At 67.0% G+C, this 17,615-nt stretch carries 14 protein-coding genes; 5 read left to right on the top strand and 9 right to left on the bottom strand.

Going from position 1 to position 17,615, the window contains the following annotated elements; genetic code table 11:
- Positions 1-617 (bottom strand): tyrosine--tRNA ligase (tyrS, locus tag ACU0BR_RS03455; protein WP_446155448.1); only part of this gene is annotated, 617 nt, incomplete at its 3' end.
- Between the two features lie 65 nt (positions 618-682).
- Between tyrS and ACU0BR_RS03450 the strand changes: the two genes are divergently transcribed.
- Positions 683-1,834: an anhydro-N-acetylmuramic acid kinase gene (locus ACU0BR_RS03450; protein ID WP_446155447.1), complete on the top strand. Its 1,152-nt coding sequence runs from the start codon at positions 683-685 to the stop codon at positions 1,832-1,834.
- A gap of 103 nt (positions 1,835-1,937) precedes the next feature.
- On the opposite strand, the gene eno is transcribed toward ACU0BR_RS03450, so the two are convergent.
- Complete coding sequence (eno, locus tag ACU0BR_RS03445; RefSeq protein ID WP_446155446.1) at positions 1,938-3,212, bottom strand: phosphopyruvate hydratase; 1,275 nt, start codon at positions 3,210-3,212, stop codon at positions 1,938-1,940.
- Between the two features lie 4 nt (positions 3,213-3,216).
- A complete protein-coding gene (locus tag ACU0BR_RS03440) occupies positions 3,217-3,633 on the bottom strand; it encodes a Fur family transcriptional regulator (protein WP_446155451.1) in 417 nt (138 codons plus the stop codon).
- 373 nt (positions 3,634-4,006) lie between these two features.
- Between ACU0BR_RS03440 and ACU0BR_RS03435 the strand changes: the two genes are divergently transcribed.
- The gene (locus ACU0BR_RS03435) at positions 4,007-5,335 is read left to right on the top strand and encodes a DEAD/DEAH box helicase (RefSeq protein WP_446155445.1); all 1,329 of its coding nucleotides are present in this window, start codon (positions 4,007-4,009) and stop codon (positions 5,333-5,335) included.
- 108 nt (positions 5,336-5,443) lie between these two features.
- On the opposite strand, the gene ACU0BR_RS03430 is transcribed toward ACU0BR_RS03435, so the two are convergent.
- From ACU0BR_RS03430 to mazG, 5 genes are all read right to left on the bottom strand, one after another.
- A complete protein-coding gene (locus tag ACU0BR_RS03430; protein ID WP_446155444.1) occupies positions 5,444-6,733 on the bottom strand; it encodes a cation:proton antiporter in 1,290 nt (429 codons plus the stop codon).
- 116 nt (positions 6,734-6,849) lie between these two features.
- Positions 6,850-8,289: a protein adenylyltransferase SelO gene (locus ACU0BR_RS03425; protein ID WP_446155443.1), complete on the bottom strand. Its 1,440-nt coding sequence runs from the start codon at positions 8,287-8,289 to the stop codon at positions 6,850-6,852.
- A 55-nt stretch (positions 8,290-8,344) separates the two neighbouring features.
- Positions 8,345-9,298, bottom strand: coding sequence for a nucleoside hydrolase (locus ACU0BR_RS03420; RefSeq protein WP_446155442.1), 954 nt, complete (start codon positions 9,296-9,298; stop codon positions 8,345-8,347).
- Between the two features lie 185 nt (positions 9,299-9,483).
- Positions 9,484-10,515, bottom strand: a complete 1,032-nt coding sequence (locus tag ACU0BR_RS03415) for a Fe(3+) ABC transporter substrate-binding protein (RefSeq protein WP_446155441.1) — start codon at positions 10,513-10,515, stop codon at positions 9,484-9,486.
- A 94-nt stretch (positions 10,516-10,609) separates the two neighbouring features.
- On the bottom strand, positions 10,610-11,467 hold the full coding sequence (gene mazG / locus ACU0BR_RS03410) for a nucleoside triphosphate pyrophosphohydrolase (RefSeq protein ID WP_446155440.1): 858 nt from the start codon (positions 11,465-11,467) through the stop codon (positions 10,610-10,612).
- Between the two features lie 224 nt (positions 11,468-11,691).
- Here mazG and rarD point away from each other — a divergent pair, with 224 nt between their 5' ends.
- A complete protein-coding gene (gene rarD, locus ACU0BR_RS03405) occupies positions 11,692-12,636 on the top strand; it encodes an EamA family transporter RarD (RefSeq protein WP_446155439.1) in 945 nt (314 codons plus the stop codon).
- On the opposite strand, the gene ACU0BR_RS03400 is transcribed toward rarD, so the two are convergent.
- On the bottom strand, positions 12,573-13,130 hold the full coding sequence (locus ACU0BR_RS03400) for an LOG family protein (RefSeq protein WP_446155438.1): 558 nt from the start codon (positions 13,128-13,130) through the stop codon (positions 12,573-12,575). The genes rarD and ACU0BR_RS03400 overlap by 64 nt on opposite strands.
- 100 nt (positions 13,131-13,230) lie before the next feature.
- Between ACU0BR_RS03400 and ACU0BR_RS03395 the strand changes: the two genes are divergently transcribed.
- A complete protein-coding gene (locus ACU0BR_RS03395; RefSeq protein ID WP_446155437.1) occupies positions 13,231-15,462 on the top strand; it encodes a LysM peptidoglycan-binding domain-containing protein in 2,232 nt (743 codons plus the stop codon).
- 121 nt (positions 15,463-15,583) lie between these two features.
- Positions 15,584-17,467, top strand: a complete 1,884-nt coding sequence (locus ACU0BR_RS03390) for an ABCB family ABC transporter ATP-binding protein/permease (RefSeq protein ID WP_446155436.1) — start codon at positions 15,584-15,586, stop codon at positions 17,465-17,467.
- Positions 17,468-17,615 lie beyond the last annotated feature (148 nt).

Here is a 17,615-nt window from a genome sequence, read left to right as displayed (position 1 = left end):
TTGCCCCATTGATCCGACCCGCCCATCTGCAACACACAGCCGTAGCGGCGGTTGAGCTCGAGGAAATCATAGGCTTGCAGGATCATGTAGTTGAATTCGAGGAACGACAGCGATTGTTCGCGGTCCAGCCGGGATTTCACCGATTCGAACGACAGCATCCGGTTGACCGAGAAATGCCGCCCGATGTCGCGCAGGAAATCGAGATAGTTCAACCCGTCCAGCCATTCGGCGTTGTCGACCATCATCGCGTCGCCCGGACCGTCGCCAAAGGTGACATAGGCGGTGAATACCTGCCGGATGCCTTCGATGTTGGCCGCGATCTGATCGGAGGTCAGCAGCGGGCGCTCATCGGCGCGAAAGCTGGGGTCGCCCACCTTGGTGGTGCCGCCGCCCATCAGCACGATCGGCTTGTGGCCGGTCTTTTGCAGCCAGCGCAGCATCATGATCTGGATCAGGGAGCCCACGTGCAGCGATTTCGCCGTGGCGTCGAAGCCGATATACCCCGGCACCGCACCTTTCGCCAAAGCCTCGTCCAGCCCCTGATAATCGGTGCAATCGGCCAGAAAGCCGCGCTCGATCATCACGCGCATGAAATCGGATTTCGGGTGGTAGGTCATCGGGAATACGTCCATTCTGCTAAGGTGCGCGAGGTATATCGGCGCGTTCGTCCGAGGGGAAGGCCATGTTGAAATCCGCAGAAATCTGGGCGTTGGGCGCGATGTCGGGCACGTCGCTCGACGGGGTCGATGCGGCGATGATCCGCACCGACGGCGTCACCATCGCAGCCTTCGGCGACAGCGATTACCTGCCGCGCAGCCCCGCCGACCGGGCCACCGTGGCGCGCGCCCTGGGGCAATGGCCCGACGGCCCCGATGTCGCCGCCGCCGCCGAAGTGGTGGAGACCGAGCACACCCGCCTGCTGGGCCGGTTTTCCGGCGCCGAGGTCATCGGGTTTCACGGCCAGACGCTGGCGCATGACCCGCGGGGGCGCGGCACCCATCAGGCGGGCGACGGGCAGCTGCTGGCCGAGCTGCTGGGCGTGCCGGTGGTCTGGGATTTCCGCAGCGCCGACGTGCAGCTGGGCGGGCAGGGCGCGCCGCTCGCGCCCTTCTATCACCACGCCTGTGCGCGCCATATCGGAGCGCGGCGGCCGCTGGCCTTCCTCAACCTGGGCGGTGTCGGCAACCTGACCTGGGTGGACCCGACCGTCGAACGGCCCGAAGACGCGCGCGCGCTTCTCGCCTTCGACACGGGGCCCGCCAATGCGCCGCTGGATGATCTGATGCAGCAGCGGCTGGGGCAGGACTGTGACCGCGGCGGCGCGCTGGCGGCGGCCGGTGCCCCCGATGCCGATGTGCTGGAACGCTTTCTCGGCTCGTCCTATTTCTTGAAAATACCGCCCAAATCACTGGACAGAAACGATTTCGCGCAGCTTTCCCGAGATGTCGACGCGCTATCCGACGCCGACGCCGCCGCGACGCTCAGCCATGCGATCGCGCTGTCGGTTCTGGCGGGGTTCGACCATTTCGACCGGCTGCCGCAGCAGGTTCTGGTGACGGGCGGCGGGCGCCACAATCCGCTGATCATGGACCTGCTGGCCGATCACCTGTCCTGCCCGGTCCTGCCGGTGGAGGATGTGGGCCTCGACGGCGACATGCTGGAGGCGCAGGCCTTCGCGTTTCTGGCGGTGCGCGTGATGCGCGGGCTGCCGACGTCCTGCCCCAAGACGACAGGCGTGGGCGCGGCCGTGGGGGGCGGCACGATCAGCCGCCCCGGTGGCATCGCATCCATCGTCGCCACCCCGCAGCCGCCACAGGCTCCAGCGCCCGAATAGGCCAAAGCCGCCTTCTTCTGGTCGAAAATATCCTCGCCGAAGGCATCCCCCACGCGTCACCCGATCCCGGGCCGGGTGGGGGATGCGCAACGGTGCCGACCGCTTAGCGCAGGATGTCGCGCCCGGCGTAGATCGCCGTCTCGCCCAGCGCTTCCTCGATGCGGATCAGCTGGTTGTATTTGGCCAGCCGGTCCGAGCGCGCCAGCGATCCGGTCTTGATCTGCCCGCAGTTCGTCGCGACGGCCAGATCGGCGATCGTGGCATCCTCGGTCTCGCCCGAGCGGTGCGACATCACGCAGCTATAGCGGGCGCGATGCGCCATATCGACGGCGGCCAGCGTTTCGGTCAGCGTGCCGATCTGGTTGACCTTGACCAGCAGCGAATTGCCCGCGCCGCGCGCGATGCCGTCCTTCAGCCGTGCGGGATTGGTCACGAACAGATCGTCGCCCACCAGCTGCACCCGCTCGCCCAGCGCGCGGGTCAGCGCGACCCAGCCGTCCCAGTCATCTTCGGCACAGCCATCTTCGATCGAGATGATGGGATAGTCGTCGACCAGCGCCGCCAGGTAGGCCACATTCTCTTCGGGCGACAGGGTCTTGTTTTCACCTGACAGGACATAATTGCCGTCGCGGAAGTATTCGGTCGCCGCGCAATCGAGTGCAAGATGGATGTCCCGGCCCGGTTCATACCCGGCCTTCTTGATAGATTTCAAAATGAAATCAAGTGCCTCGCGGGTGGAGCTGAGGTTGGGCGCAAAGCCGCCCTCGTCGCCGATGCCGGTCGACAGCCCCGCGGCCGACAGCTCTTTCTTGAGGGTGTGGAACACTTCGGAGCCCATGCGCACCGCCTCCGCGATCGAGGTCGCGGCCACCGGCATGATCATGAATTCCTGAATATCGATCGGGTTGTCCGCATGTTCACCGCCGTTGATGATGTTCATCATCGGCACCGGCAGCACCCGCGCCGAGGTGCCGCCCACATAGCGGTAGAGCGGCTGGCCCAGGTAATCGGCGGCGGCCTTGGCCACGGCCAGCGACACGCCCAGGATCGCGTTCGCGCCCAGGCGCGCCTTGTTCTCGGTGCCGTCGAGCTCGATCAGCGTGGCGTCGATGCCGGTCTGGTCGGTGGCGTCGAATCCCACGATGGCCTCGGCGATCTCGCCGTTGACGCAATCGACGGCGTCCTGCACGCCCTTGCCCATATAGCGCGCCGTGTCGCCGTCGCGCTTTTCCACCGCCTCATGCGCGCCGGTCGACGCCCCCGAGGGCACGGCGGCGCGGCCCATGGTGCCGTCCTCCAGCGTGACATCGACCTCGACCGTGGGGTTGCCGCGGCTGTCCAGAATTTCGCGCGCGTGGATATCTATGATGGTGCTCAAGAGCTTATTCCTTTTTGTTCAGGGGGACGCCGTACAGTTCCAGCCGATGGCCTTTCAGCCGATAGCCGAGCTTGCGGGCGATCTGTTCCTGCAATTCCTCGATCTCGGGATCGACAAATTCGATCACCTCGCCGGAATTCAGGTCGATCAGATGGTCGTGGTGATCTCTGTCCGCGGTCTCATAGCGCGCGCGCCCGTCACCGAATTCGCGCTTTTCCAGGATGCCCGCTTCCTCGAACAGCTTGACGGTGCGATAGACGGTGGCGATGGAAATCCGCGGATCGCGGGCCGAGGCGCGGGCGTAAAGCTCTTCGACATCTGGATGGTCGTCGGCTTGCTCCAGCACACCGGCGATGATCCGTCGCTGTTCGGTCATGCGCAGCCCGCTTGCCTCGCATAGGGTTAGGATCGTGTCTGGCATGGTCATTCCGGGATCGTCCTTGCACGCGGGTGTAAGTCAGGAGCGCGTCGGTTTCCACCCATTTTCGGCGCGGTGCCAGCGGGGGCGGCGGCTTTCCCGCCCGGCGCGCCGACGTTGCCCGACGCGATGACCATTGACAATCCGGGTGACAGCCCGCATGTGAAGCCTAGGTGCGATGTCTTCTGCCGCGTGAGCAGACCGCCGGTCCACCGGCGCGCAGGCCATCGCCCCATTTTACAGGTTCCCACATCACGCAGGGGGTCCGACGCCGAGTTTGCGGATCTGGCAATACGGTCAGCTGCGTATCCGGCGCAACCCAAGCTGAACGCCGTGCGGCCCCGCGCCATACGGCCACTTCCTGTTGTCGGGCGCCATGTCCGACCCGAAAGGACAAGATTTGAACTATTTCGAGGAACTGGGCCTCTCCGAGCGCCTGGCTAAAATTCTGGCCGACAACGGCCTGACCGACCCCACGCCGATCCAGTCGAAGGCCATTCCGCTGGCGCTGGAAGGGCGCGATGTGATGGGGCTGGCGCAGACCGGCAGCGGCAAGACGGCCGCTTTCGGATTGCCGATGATCCAGCTCATGTCGTCCATCGGCACCAAACCCGCGCCGAAGACCGTGCGCGGGCTGATCCTCGCGCCCACGCGGGAGCTGGCCAAGCAGATCTCCCTCTCGCTGGAGGATTACACCCGCGGCACGCATCTCAGGGTCGGCCTGGTTGTCGGCGGCGCGTCCATCGGGCCGCAGATCAAACGGCTGGAGCGCGGCACCGACATCCTGGTCGCCACGCCGGGCCGCCTGCTGGACCTGCTGGACCGGCGCGCGGTTCTGTTGACGGAGACCGGATTCCTGGTGCTCGATGAGGCCGACCAGATGCTTGATCTGGGCTTCATCCACGCGCTACGCCGGATCGCGAAGCTGTTGCCCGCCGATCGTCAGACGCTGCTCTTCTCGGCGACGATGCCCAAGCAGATGGCGGAGCTTGCCGAAAGCTATCTCAACAACGCCGCGCGTGTTCAGGTCAACGCGCCCGGCAAGCCGGTCGAAAAAATCGCCCAGTCGCTGCATTACGTAGCCAAGTCGGAAAAGACCGGCCTGTTGATCGAATTGCTGGACAAGCATCGCGATCAGCTGGCGATCGTCTTCGCGCGCACCAAACACGGCTCGGAAAAGCTGAAGCGCAGCCTGGAATCGGCCGGTTTCGCCGCCACCTCGGTGCATGGCAACAAGAGCCAGGGACAGCGCGAACGCGCGATCGCCGAGTTCAAGGCGGGAGAGAAGCGCGTTCTCGTGGCGACCGATGTGGCCGCGCGCGGGCTGGACATTCCCGATGTGCGCTACGTCTATAACTACGAGCTGCCGAATGTGGCGGAAAACTACGTGCACCGCATCGGCCGTACCGCGCGCGCGGGGGCCGATGGCAGCGCCGTGGCATTCTGTGGTCAGGACGAGATGGGCGAGCTGGACCAGATCCAGAAGGCGATGAAGATCACCATCCCCGTCGCAGGCGGCCGCCCCTGGCAGGGCGCCGAGATCGAGAAGAAACCGGCGCGCGGCGGCGGCAATCGTCGTCGTGGTGGCGGTGGCGGTGGCAATGGCGGTGGCCAGGGCCCGCAGGGCGGCAAAGGCAAGCCGCAGCAAGCTGCGCGCGCCAACGCCAAGCCCGGCCAGCAGCGGCGCAGACGCCGCGCGGCCTGAGGCCGATTGACCCCCGGTGCGCGGCGCGTTCCCCTCGGGCGCCGCGCATCACCGCCCGCGCATCACCGTCCGCGCAACCCGCGTTCCGCCCGGGGGCGGGGCGCGGGATCAGGAAATCACGCGCGTATCGGTGCTATCCGCGTCGCCGTTGACGGGCACGCCTGCCTCCGGGATCAGCCGGTTCGCCAGGCGGCCGACCGTCAGGCCCTGCACGATGATCGAGAACAGCACCACGATATAGGTGCTGGTCAGGATGATCGTCTTCCACTCGCTCTCGGGCAGCGACAGGGCCAGCGCGACGGAAATGCCGCCCTTCAGCCCGCCCCAGGTCATGATGCGCACCACCCCCGACGAGAACCGCTTGAACGGCTTGAGGATCAGCACCGGCACGGCGACGGCCGACAGCCGCGCCGCCAGTGCCAGCACGATGGAGGCCACGCCCGCCACCACCAGATCGGCGCTGAACGCGACCGCGAAGACCTCGGCACCGATCAGCATGAACAGCACCGCGTTGAGGATCTCGTCGATGAGTTTCCAGAAGGCGTCGACGTATTTGCGCGTTTCCTCCGACATGCCGTGGCGCGCGCCGATATCGCCGATCAGCAGGCCCGCGACCACCGCCATGATCGGCGCCGACACGTGCAGCACGACCGACAGTTGATAGCCGCCCAGCGCCAGACCCAGCGTCAGCAGCACCTCCAGCGAATAGTCGTTGATCCGGCGCATCAGCCGGAACGTCAGCCAGCCCAGAACCGCGCCCAGCAGCGCGCCGCCGCCCGCCTCTTGCAAAAAGAGCAGCGCGGCGCCGCTCAGGCTCTCGGATTTGCCGGAGCCGCTGGGAAAGGCCAGACCGACCAGCAGCAGGAAGACGACATAGCCGACGCCGTCGTTGAACAGCGATTCGCCGGTGATCTTGGTTTCCAGCGACTTGGGCATGTTGGTCTCTTTCAGCACCCCCAGCACGGCGACCGGATCGGTGGGGGAGACCAGCGCCCCGAACACCAGCGCCACGATCAGCGGCATCCCCGTCAGCCAGCTGAAGCCCACGCCGACCACCACCGTCGACAGGCCCACGCCGATGGTCGCCATCAGCAGCACGACCAGCCATTCCTCCTTCAGGTCCGATAGCTTGACGTGCAGCGCGCCCGCGAACAGCAGCAGGCCCAGCATGCCTTCCAGCAGGGTCTGGCTGAAATCGACATTGGCGACGATGCCGCGCATCTTGTCGGCGATGCCCAGACCCGGAAAGGCAAGGTCGATCCCGATGAGTCCCAGCGACGTCAGAAGCGAGACCACCAGTATCCCGATGGAACTGGGCAGTTTCAGCACCAGATAGTTGATCGCGCCGAAGACGCCGGCCATGACGATCAGAAGCGAGGCAAGCTGTAGAATGGTCATCGGCGTTTCCCTGAGATGCGGTCACATGTTCCTAACATGCACGATCATAGGGCGGAACCAACTGATTTGAATGCCGTAAAGCGCAGATCGCGCTGCGGGGCCGTGAGGCGCGCGGCTCAGGTCCCGCAAAACGTGTGGGTCACGCGTTCGTCCTCGCTGGGGGGGCGGCGCAGGTCGGCATGGTCGGGGTCCGGCGTGAAAGGGGCGCGCAACGCGGCATCGAGGCGGTGGAACGGCGCGTCATCGCCTTGCACGGCGGCATCAATTGCCTGCTCGATCCGGTGGTTGCGGGGAATGATCGCAGGGTTCGCCGCACACATCATCGCCCGGCCCCGGTCCGCATCCTGCGGATCGCGCGCCCGCCGCGCGCGCCATGCCTCGGCCCATGTGTCGAAGGCCGCGCGGTCGGTGAAGTGATCGCGCGCGTCGTCTCGGGCAAGGGCGCGGAAGGTGTTGGTGAAATCGCTGGCCGAGGCGGTCATCAGATCCAGCAGCCCGTGGATCAGCGCGGCGTCGCCGTCCTCGGCGCTCGACAGGCCCAGCTTGGCGCGGAACCGGTCCAGCCAGGCGGCCTGGAACAGATCGGGAAAGCGATGCACCGATTGCGTCGCCTTCTCGACCGCCGCCTCGCGGTCCGCACCCATCAGCGGCAGCAGGCAGGTCGCCAGCTGCGCCATGTTCCACACCGCGATGTCGGGTTGCCGGTTGTAGGCGTAGCGCCCGTTCCGGTCGATCGAGGAAAACACCCTTTCCGGGTGATAGCTGTCGAGAAAGGCGCAGGGGCCGTAGTCGATGGTGTCGCCCGCGATCGAGGCATTGTCGGTGTTCATCACCCCGTGGATGAAGCCCACCGAAAGCCATTGCGCCACCAGCGCCGCCTGCGCGGCGATCACCGCATCCAGCAGGCCCAGCGGGCCGTCCGCATCCGGGTAGTGGCGCGCAATGACGTGATCGCACAGCGCGCGCAGCGCCTCGGTATCCTGGCGCGCGGCAAAGAACTGGAAGGTGCCCACACGGATGTGGCTGCGCGCCACGCGGGTCAGCACGGCGCCGGGCAGGGCGGTTTCGCGCTGCACTTTCTCGCCCGTGGCCACCGCCGCCAGCGCGCGCGTGGTGGGGATGCCCAGCGCGTGCATCGCCTCGGACACCAGATATTCGCGCAGCACCGGCCCCAGCCAGGCGCGCCCGTCGCCGTTGCGCGACCAGGGTGTCGGCCCCGCGCCTTTCAGCTGAAGATCGTGGCGGATACCCTCGGGGTCCACGATCTCGCCCAGCAGGATCGCGCGGCCGTCGCCAAGTTGCGGCACCCAGCCGCCGAACTGATGCCCGGCATAGGCCTGTGCCAGCGGCTCGGCCCCTTCGGGGACCGCGTTGCCCGCCAGCGTCGCCACGCCATCGGGGCCGCGCAGCGCCGCCGCATCCAACCCCAGATCCGCGGCCAGCGCATCGTTCAGCGCGATCAGGCGCGGCGCGCGCACCGGCGCGGGGGGCTGTCTCGCGTAGAAGCGGTCGGGCAGGCGGGCATAGCTGTTGTCGAAATCGAAATGGATGGTCATGGCGTGCCTCCTTGCCCCTCGATCTAGGCGCGTGGAGGCCGCATTGCCAGCCGCATCAACGCGCGCCTTGCGGCGCCAGCCGTGCCAGCCGTTCGGTCAGCCGGTCAAAGAACGCCTGCGCATCGATATCGCCGATGAAGGTGGCGTTGGGCGCGCGGTCGGTCACCCGCCACCAGTCGGCGACGGTCATGCCGCGCGTGAGCGGCGATACGGTCTCGATCTCGACGTTGATGAAGCGGCCCGAGAAAAGTTCGGGCCACAGCAGCCAGGCGATGACGCAGGGATCGTGCAGCGGCGCCCCTTCGGAGCCGTATTTTTCCTTGTCGAACCGTTCGAAGAAATCGGTCCATTCGGCGACCGCCCGGCCCACCGGCGTGCCCAGCGCGCGAAACGCCTCCACCCGCGCGCGGGTGGTCAGCGCCTTGTGGGTCACGTCGAGCGGCAGGACCGTGATCGAGATGCCGGATCCGAACACGATAGCGGCGGCGTCGGGATCGACGTAGATGTTGAATTCGGCCGCGGGGGTGATGTTGCCCACCTGAAAATAGGCGCCGCCCATCAGCACGATCTGCTGCACCCGCGCGCAGATGTCGGGCGCGCGGCGAAAGGCCGTGGCCAGGTTGGTCAGCGGCCCCAGCGCGCAGAGCGTCACCGTGCCGGGCGGCTCCCGGCGCAGGGTTTCGATGATGAAATCCACGCCATGCGCGTCGCGCAGCGCCATCCCGGGGTCGGGCAGGGTGGGGCCGTCCAGTCCGCTGCGCCCGTGCACATGTTCCGCCGTGACCAGATCGTGCGACAGGGGCCGGTCGCAACCCGCATGGACCGGCACATCCGCCCGCCCCGCCAGCTCGCATACGATCCGCGCGTTCTTCGCTGTCAGCTCGAGCGGCACATTGCCCGCCACGGCAGTGATGCCCAGCAGATCCAGCTCCTGCGGGCTGGCGAGCGCCAGCAGGATGGCGACGGCATCATCCTGTCCGGGATCGGTGTCGATGATGATCTTGCGCATGGCGGCACCCCTTTCGGCAATCCGCGACCAGAGGTGGCGGAAACCGGCGCGCCATGCAAGCCCCGGCACAGGGCGGCCCCTATCCCAGCCCGCATCCCGGGCCGTAACCCGACCCCTCAACCCGAGACGCCGCGCCCGTTGCGGGGCGCGGCGTCTGCGGGATCATCGGGGCTGGCGCGCGGCGCTCAGCCGTCGAAATCGACCTCTTCGATCAGGCGCAGCGCGGCGGGGCGCAGCTTGGCCAGATCCATCAGGTTGACATCATCGGCGGTAAAGCTGCCCCAACCCGCGACCAGCGGATCGGGCGCCACCTCGGGATCGATGGGGTATTCATAGTTCTGCTTGGCATAGATCTTCTGCGCCTCGGGCGAGGCCAGGAATTCCATCAGCTTGATCGCGGCCGCCTTGTTCGGCGCCGATTTGGTCAGCGCCATGCCCGACACGTTCACATGGGTGCCGCCGCCCTCGAAGACGGGAAAGTCGATGCGCACATCCTCGGCCCATTGCTTTTGCTCGGGGTCGTTCAGGATCGCGCCCATGTAGTAGGTGTTGCCCAACGCGATGTCGCATTCGCCCGCCCAGATCGCCTTGACCTGTGCACGGTCGTTGCCCTGCGGCTTGCGCGCCAGATTGGCCTTGACCCCCTTCAGCCAGTCGCGCGCGCCATCCTCGCCCAGATGATGGATGACCGCCGCCACCAGCGCCACGTTATAGGGGTGCGTGCCCGAGCGGGTGCAGATGCGGCCCTGCCACTTGTCGCTGGCCAGATCCTCATAGGTCGTGACCTCGCCCTTCTTGACCCGGGTTTTCGAGGCGTAGATCACGCGGGCGCGCGAGGTCAGGCCGAACCACTGGTTGCCGGGGTCGCGGAACTTGGCGGGGATGTTCTTTTGCAGCACTTCGGATTCGACGGGCTGGGTGACGCCCGCATCGACCACCGCCGCCAGACGCGCGATGTCGACCGTCATCACCAGATCGGCCGGAGAGCGGTCGCCCTCGGCGCTCAGCCGTTCGGTCACGCCCTTGTTGAGAAAGGCCACGTTGACCTTGATGCCGGTCTTTTCGGTAAAGGCGTCGACCAGCGGCTTGATCAGCTCGGGCTGGCGATAGGAATAGATGTTGACCTGCTCGGCGAAGGCTGCGGGCGCGGCCAGCGTCAGCGCGGTCGCCGCCATCAGCAGCGTCTTCAGCGGGCGAAGGGACGAGGGCAAGGGCATGAAGGATCCTTTCGGGGTAAGCTGCGATCTGCCGCCGTTTAACCTGACTATTTTACTAGGGTCAATATCCCGACAGAAATAATCAGGAACTTTTTCAGGAACTTTTCTCGTCCGCCTTGGCCGCGTCCCACAGGCTGTCCATCTCCTCCAGCGTGCTTTGGGCGGGGGTGCGACCGTCCTGCGCCAGCGCATGTTCGATGAAGGCGAAGCGGCGGGTGAACTTGGCATTGGCCGCCCGCAGCGCGGTTTCGGGGTCCACATCGAGATGCCGCGCCAGGTTCGCGACCACGAAGAGCAGATCGCCGAATTCCTCCTCCACCTCGGGCTGGCTCAGCGCGGCGCGCGCCTCCGTCAGTTCGCGCGCTTCTTCGACCAGCTTGTCGAGCACCTGGTCGACCTGCGGCCAGTCGAACCCCACCCGCGCGGCGCGCCTTTGCAGCTTGATCGCGCGGGTCAGCCCCGGCAGGCCCATGGCGACCCCGTCCAGCACGCCGCGCTCGGCGCGGTGGGCGCGTTCGCGCGCCTTGATCGCCTCCCAGTCGGCGACCTGCTGCTCGGCGCTCTTGTCGCGGCTTTCGTCGCCGAACACATGCGGGTGGCGCGCGACCATCTTATCCGAAATCGCACGCACCACGCTGTCGAAGGTGAAATGCCCGGCCTCTTCGGCCATCTGACTGTGATAGACGGCCTGCAACAGCAGATCGCCCAGCTCACCCTCCAGATCGGGCCAGTCGCGTCGGTGGATGGCATCCGCCACTTCATAGGCTTCCTCGATGGTGTAGGGTGCGATGGTGTCGAAGTCCTGTTCGATATCCCAGGGGCATCCGGTTTGCGGATCGCGCAGCCTGCGCATGATCTCGCGCAGCCGGTCGATGCCGTCGTGCCGGTCCGGCGTCCCGCCGTCCGGGGGGGCCTGCCGGGCCTTGGTGCCATCGCTGACGGGATTGGACATTGCGGATCGCCTTGTCTTTGGAACATGTCACGGCCGAATTCATCAGAGACCCGGATCGAAGTCCACCTGCCCGTGATCCAGCCGTCGTCGGTCGGATCATCATCGGGCGGGCGGTGCGTTCCGCATCGCGTGTCGGTTGAGGTGGCGCCGCCGGTTGCAAAGCGCTAAGGCGCGGTCGGGGCGTCGGCGCGAGCCGGGGCAATGCGACACGCGCGGAGGGTGTGATGGACGAGCGGCAAAAAGGACGTCTGGCAATGATCGGGGCCTGCACCATCTGGGGGCTGTCGCCGATCTTCTACAAGCTGATCGCCTATGTCGATCCGCTGGAGGTTCTGTCGCATCGCACGCTGTGGTCGCTGGTGTTCTTCGCGCTTGTGCTGATGGCGCAGGGGCGCGTGTCGCGCGTGACGGAGAATTTTCGCAACCCGCGCGTGCTTGGGGTCATCGCGCTGTCGGGGCTGGCGATTTCGTTGAACTGGGGGCTGTTCATCTGGTCGGTGCAGGTGGGGCGGGCAACGGAGGCGAGCCTGGGCTACTACATCTTTCCGCTGGTTTCGGTCGCGCTCGGCGCGCTGATCTACAAGGAGCGGCTTTCGCCGGTCAAGGTGCTGGCGGTGGTGCTGGCGGCTGCGGCGGTGCTGACGCTGTCGCTGGGTCTGGGCGTGACGCCCTGGGTTTCCCTCGCGCTGGCCGCGACCTTCGGGACCTACGGGCTTTTGAAAAAGGGGCTGGACGTGGGCCCGGTTGTTTCCGTCACGACAGAAGTCTTGCTGTTGTCGCCGCTGGCGCTGCTGTGGCTGGCGGGTGCCCATGTGGCAGGCTGGGCATCGGCGGCGGATCAGGCCCATGCGGTGTTTCTCACCGACGGCTATGCCACGGCGATCCTGCTGGCGGCGGGGCCGGTGACGGCCGGACCGCTGGTGCTGTTTTCCTATGCCTCGCGCCGATTGCCGATGGCGACGGTCGGGCTGATGCAATACCTCAATCCGACGCTGCAATTTCTGGTCGCCACGCTGGTATTCCAGGAGGTCTTTACCGGCTGGCACGCGCTGGCGTTCGGTCTGATCTGGCTGGCGGTTATCATCTTCACCGCCGAGGGAATGCGTCAGGAAAGAGCCGACCGCAGGATGCGCTCCAGATCTCCGGCGGTGGATGCGGGTGTGATATAGCCCTTGAGGCTGTCGCCCGCGAATCCTTCGCGCACCACATGCTCGACCAGATGCAGCAGCGGGTCCCAGAATCCGCCGGTGTTCAGCAGCACGATGGGTTTTTCGTGCAGCCCGAGCTGGCGCCAGGTCAGCACCTCGAAGAATTCGTCGAGCGATCCCGCCCCGCCGGGCAGCACGACGATGGCGTCGGCGTTCATGAACATCACCTTCTTGCGCTCATGCATGGTTTCGGTGACCACGAAGGACGTCAGATCGCGCTTGCCGACCTCCTGATCGAACAGATGCACGGGAATCACGCCGAATGTGTTGCCGCCGGCGGCCTGTGCACTGCGGGCGACCTCGCCCATCAGGCCGACGTCGCCCGCGCCATAGACCAGTTGCCATCCGTTGGCCGCCAGCATCGTGCCCACGGCACGCGCCGCGTCGGCGTAGGCTTCGCCCCTGCCATGACGCGATCCGCAGTAGACGGCGACCGATTTGCTCAAGCTCTTCATGTGTGGCCCTTTCGCCATGACTGGATTTTGACCGCTCATAGTTCTATTGCTATTATGTCACAAGCGGGCAAGAAATTCCGGGCGCAACAAGGGGATGCGAATGGCCTTCTGGTCCGGGTTCAGTCGTGGAGGCGGCACAGCCGCGGTAACGGTTCTTGCCGCCGCGATCGTATTCGGCGGTTACCTGGGATTCAACCTGTCGGGCGCGCAGCGCCCGGCCGCGCCCGATGCGGGCTTGCTCGGCGGGACGCGATCGGGTCCGGGGTCGGGTGCGGTCCCGGACGGGCCACAGGATGGAGCATCGGACCGGGAGGGCGCGGGGGCCGAGGGTGAAGCGGCGGATGCGGCCGGCGCCGCGCGGACGGCGCGGGTCGGGGCAGGGTCGTCGAACGGCGGACCCGCGCCCGAATCCGATCCCGGACCCGCTCCCGGCATTTCCCGTCCTGTGTCCGGCTCGGATGCGCCGGGTCAGGCCAATGGGGCGGATGCCGCGCAGTCACCGGACCAGCGCGCGTCGCGGGGCCAGTTCAACAACACCGTCACCCTGCCGGATCTGCCCGATCCTTCGGCCATGACGCAGGCCGCGCCGCTCGCCCCGCCGACGGGGGGCGCGGCGCAGGATGCGGGCGGCCCCGGGCCTTCCGTGGCCGCGGGTCCGGGGGAGTCATCGACCGACATCGCAGCGGACCGCAGCGCGCCGTCTCTGCCGCGGCAGGATGAGACCGGACAGGCCGCGTCGGCGGCGCGCGACCGGATGGCCGCATTGCCGCCGCCCCCCGATGCCGCTGCGCCGCGCGTGGATCACGCGGCACGCCCGCAGGCCGCCGCCGGGGGGGCTTCGCCCGAACCGGCGCAGGGGCCGCGGAAGGCAACACCGGATGCGGAAACCACACCGCCCGCATCGCGCAGCGACGGCGCGAACGCCGATCAAGCAGATGGCGCACGGGTAGGTGGCGCACAGACGGGGACAAAGCAGACGGGCGCAGAGCAGGCAATCAGGGAAACAGCAAGCACAGCGCCAACGAAAACCGCGCCAACGAAAACCGCGCCAACGAAAACCGCACCGACGCCAACGGCAAAGCCGCGCGCGTCCGACGTCGCCGCCCTCGCGCCCGAGGCGCAGGCAGGCGGCGCTGCGCAAACCGCTGCGCAAGCGGGCAGGCCGCAGGATCTGCCCGATGATCCGGCCATCACCGCGCCCAGTATCGACGTGATGCGGCTGGATCGGGCCGGTGCGGGGCTGCTGGCGGGACGGGCCGAACCGGGCGCGCGCATCGCCGCCACGCTCGACGGCACGGAAATCGCCGAGACGCGCAGCGACAGCGGCGGGCGCTTCGTGATGTTTCTGGATGTGGCCCCGGACACGAAACCGCGCCAGCTGAGCATGTCGGCGGAAACCGGCATGGGGCGGCGCACCTCGGATGAAACCATCCTGATCGCGCCCTTCGGCAAGATCGCGACCGCCGATGCCGGAGGTTCGGGTGCAGGCGAGGACACGCCGTCCGCCCCCCCGTCGACCACGCCCACAGCCGCGCCCGGAACCACTACAGACGGCACCACCACAGACGCCACTTCGACCGATGCGGACCCGCTGGCAAGCGGCACGCTGACGGCCATGCAGACGGCCCCCGAGGCCCCCCAGAGAGCAAGCCCCGAACTAACAAACCCCGAAGTATCAGACCCCGCGGCACAAACCCTTTCAGCCGCGAACAAACCCGCAGATCAACCCGCAGATCAGCCCGCCGCGCCGGCGCTGCTGCTGGCCGACCGCAACGGCGTGCGGCTGATCCAGCCATCGGCCGACACCGCGCCCGAGGTGATGCGCAACGTGGTGATCGACACGATCAGCTATGACGACAGCGGCGAGGTGCAGCTGGCCGGACGCGGCAAGGCCGACCGCTCGGTGCGCTTTTACCTCAACAACCGGCCGGTGCGCACCACCGCGATCCAGGTCGACGGCACCTGGCGCACCCCGCTGCCGCAGGTGCAGGCCGGCGTCTACACCCTGCGCGTGGATGAGCTGGACGGGCAGGGGCGCGTCACCTCGCGGTTCGAGACGCCGTTCCAGCGCGAAGACCCGCGCAAGCTCGGCCCGGCCGCGCTGGCCCGGCATGTGGATGGCAGGCCGGGGGGCGTGGTCACGGTGCAGCCGGGGTTCACCTTGTGGGAGATCGCGCGGGCGAACTATGGCAAGGGCGTGCTTTACGTGCGCGTCTATGAGGCCAACAAGCGCCAGATCCGTGATCCCGACCTGATCTACCCCGGTCAGGTTTTTGACGTGCCCGAGGCCGCCCGCGACCCGGCCCCCGACGCCGCGCAAGCCCGGCCATAGGGTCCGGCCCCCGTCGCGGCCACCCCGTCGCCCGCGGGCTGGCCTTTCGCCGCGCAAGCCCATAGGGTCTGCCCGCGCCGGAAGGCGTGCCTTTCGCTCAGTGAATATTCCGGACGCCATCATGTCAGACGTGCACGATCCCAAGACCGCCCGCAGCAGCGGCTGGCGCACCATTCGCCGCGTAGTCCCCTTTCTGTGGCCCGAGGGCAATTCCGATTTCCGCCGCCGCGTGGTCTTTGCCATGCTGGCGCTGCTGGTGTCCAAGCTGATCGCGGTGACGACGCCGGTGTTCTACAAGGGTGCCGTCGATGCGCTGGCGGGCGACGGGACCAGCAGCGAATGGATGCTGGTGCTGGGCGCCGTCGGGCTGACGCTGGCCTATGGCGGCTCGCGGGTGCTGAACGTGGGCTTTGCACAGCTGCGCGATGCGATCTTCGCCAAGGTCGGGCAGCGCGCGCTGCGCACCCTCGCGCTCGAGACGTTCACCCATATCCACAACCTGTCCATGCGCTATCACATCACGCGCAAGACCGGCGGGCTGAGCCGCATCATCGAACGCGGCGTCAAGGGGGTCGATTTCCTGCTGCGGTTCCTGTTGTTTTCCATCGGGCCGCTGGTGCTGGAACTGCTGATGATCGCGGTGATCTTCTGGGTGATCTTCGATTTCCGCTATGTCGCCGTGGTGCTGGTGACCATCGGCGCCTACGTCTGGTTCACCTTCAAGGTGACCGAATGGCGCGTGACGATCCGCAGGCAGATGAACGATCAGGACACCGACGCCAACCAGAAGGCGATCGACAGCCTGCTGAACTATGAAACGGTCAAGTATTTCGGCGCCGAGGGGCGCGAGGCCGCCCGCTATGACGCCGCGATGGAAGGCTATGAGCGCGCGGCGCTGAAGACCAACTATTCGCTGGCCTTCCTGAACGCGGGCCAGTCGCTGCTGATCACGCTGGGGCTGGTCGGCGTCATGGTGCTGGCGGCGCTCGGCGTGCAGCAGGGCGATCTGACGGTGGGCGATTTCGTCATGGTCAACGCCTATATGATCCAGATCACCCTGCCGTTGAACTTTCTGGGCACCGTCTACCGCGAGATCCGGCAAGCGCTCATCGACATGGGGGAAATGTTCGACCTGCTGGAGCAGCCCGCAGAGGTCACGGATGCGCCCGACGCGCGGCCGCTGGCCGTGTCGGGCGGGCGGATCGAATTCGACGACGTGCGCTTCGGCTATGATCCCGCGCGCCCGATCCTGCATGGCATCACCCTGACGGTCGAGCCCGGGCAGACGGTGGCGATCGTGGGGCCTTCGGGGTCGGGGAAATCCACCATCGGGCGGCTTTTGTTCCGCTTTTACGATGTCAGCGGCGGCGCGCTGCGCATCGACGGGCAGGATCTGCGCCACGTCACCCAGCAAAGCCTGCACGAAAGCATCGGCGTGGTGCCGCAGGACACGGTGCTGTTCAACGACACGATCCGCTACAACATCGCCTACGGTCGCGCCGATGCCGACCCCCATGAGATCGAGGCGGCCGCCCGCGCCGCGCGCATCCATGATTTCATCGTCAGCCTGCCCGAAGGCTATGACACGAAGGTCGGCGAGCGTGGGCTGAAGCTGTCGGGCGGCGAAAAGCAGCGCGTCGGCATCGCCCGCACCCTGCTGAAAAACCCGCCGATCCTGCTGCTGGACGAGGCGACGTCGGCGCTCGATACCGGGACGGAGCGCGACATTCAGACCAGCCTGCGCGAAATGGGCCGCGGGCGCAGCGTGATCACCATCGCGCACCGCCTGTCCACCGTCGCCGATGCCGACCGCATCATCGTGCTGCAGAACGGCGTGATCGTCGAGGAGGGCACCCACGGCGCCTTGCTGGAAAAGCGCGGCGCCTATCGGGCGATGTGGAACCGGCAGCAGGCGGAGGAAGAAAAGGAAGAGGAGGCGCCCGACGAAGCCCGCCCGGAAAGCCCGGCCGACGACCGCCTGGACGGCGCGAATTCCGTCGCCTGACGCGCGGCGCCATCCGCTGGCGCGGCCGCTCAAGGGGGTCTGTCGAGGGGTCTGTCGGCACGGCCGTTGACGCCCGCACCGTCGGGGCCGCTGTCCGGCACCCGCTGTTCGGCACGTGCTGTCGGCTTAGCCGTCGCGGTCGATCTCG

Source organism: Brevirhabdus sp., assembly GCF_052826345.1.
Note: the sequence above shows the minus strand (reverse complement) of the source record. Positions and strands in the feature narration are given on the sequence as shown.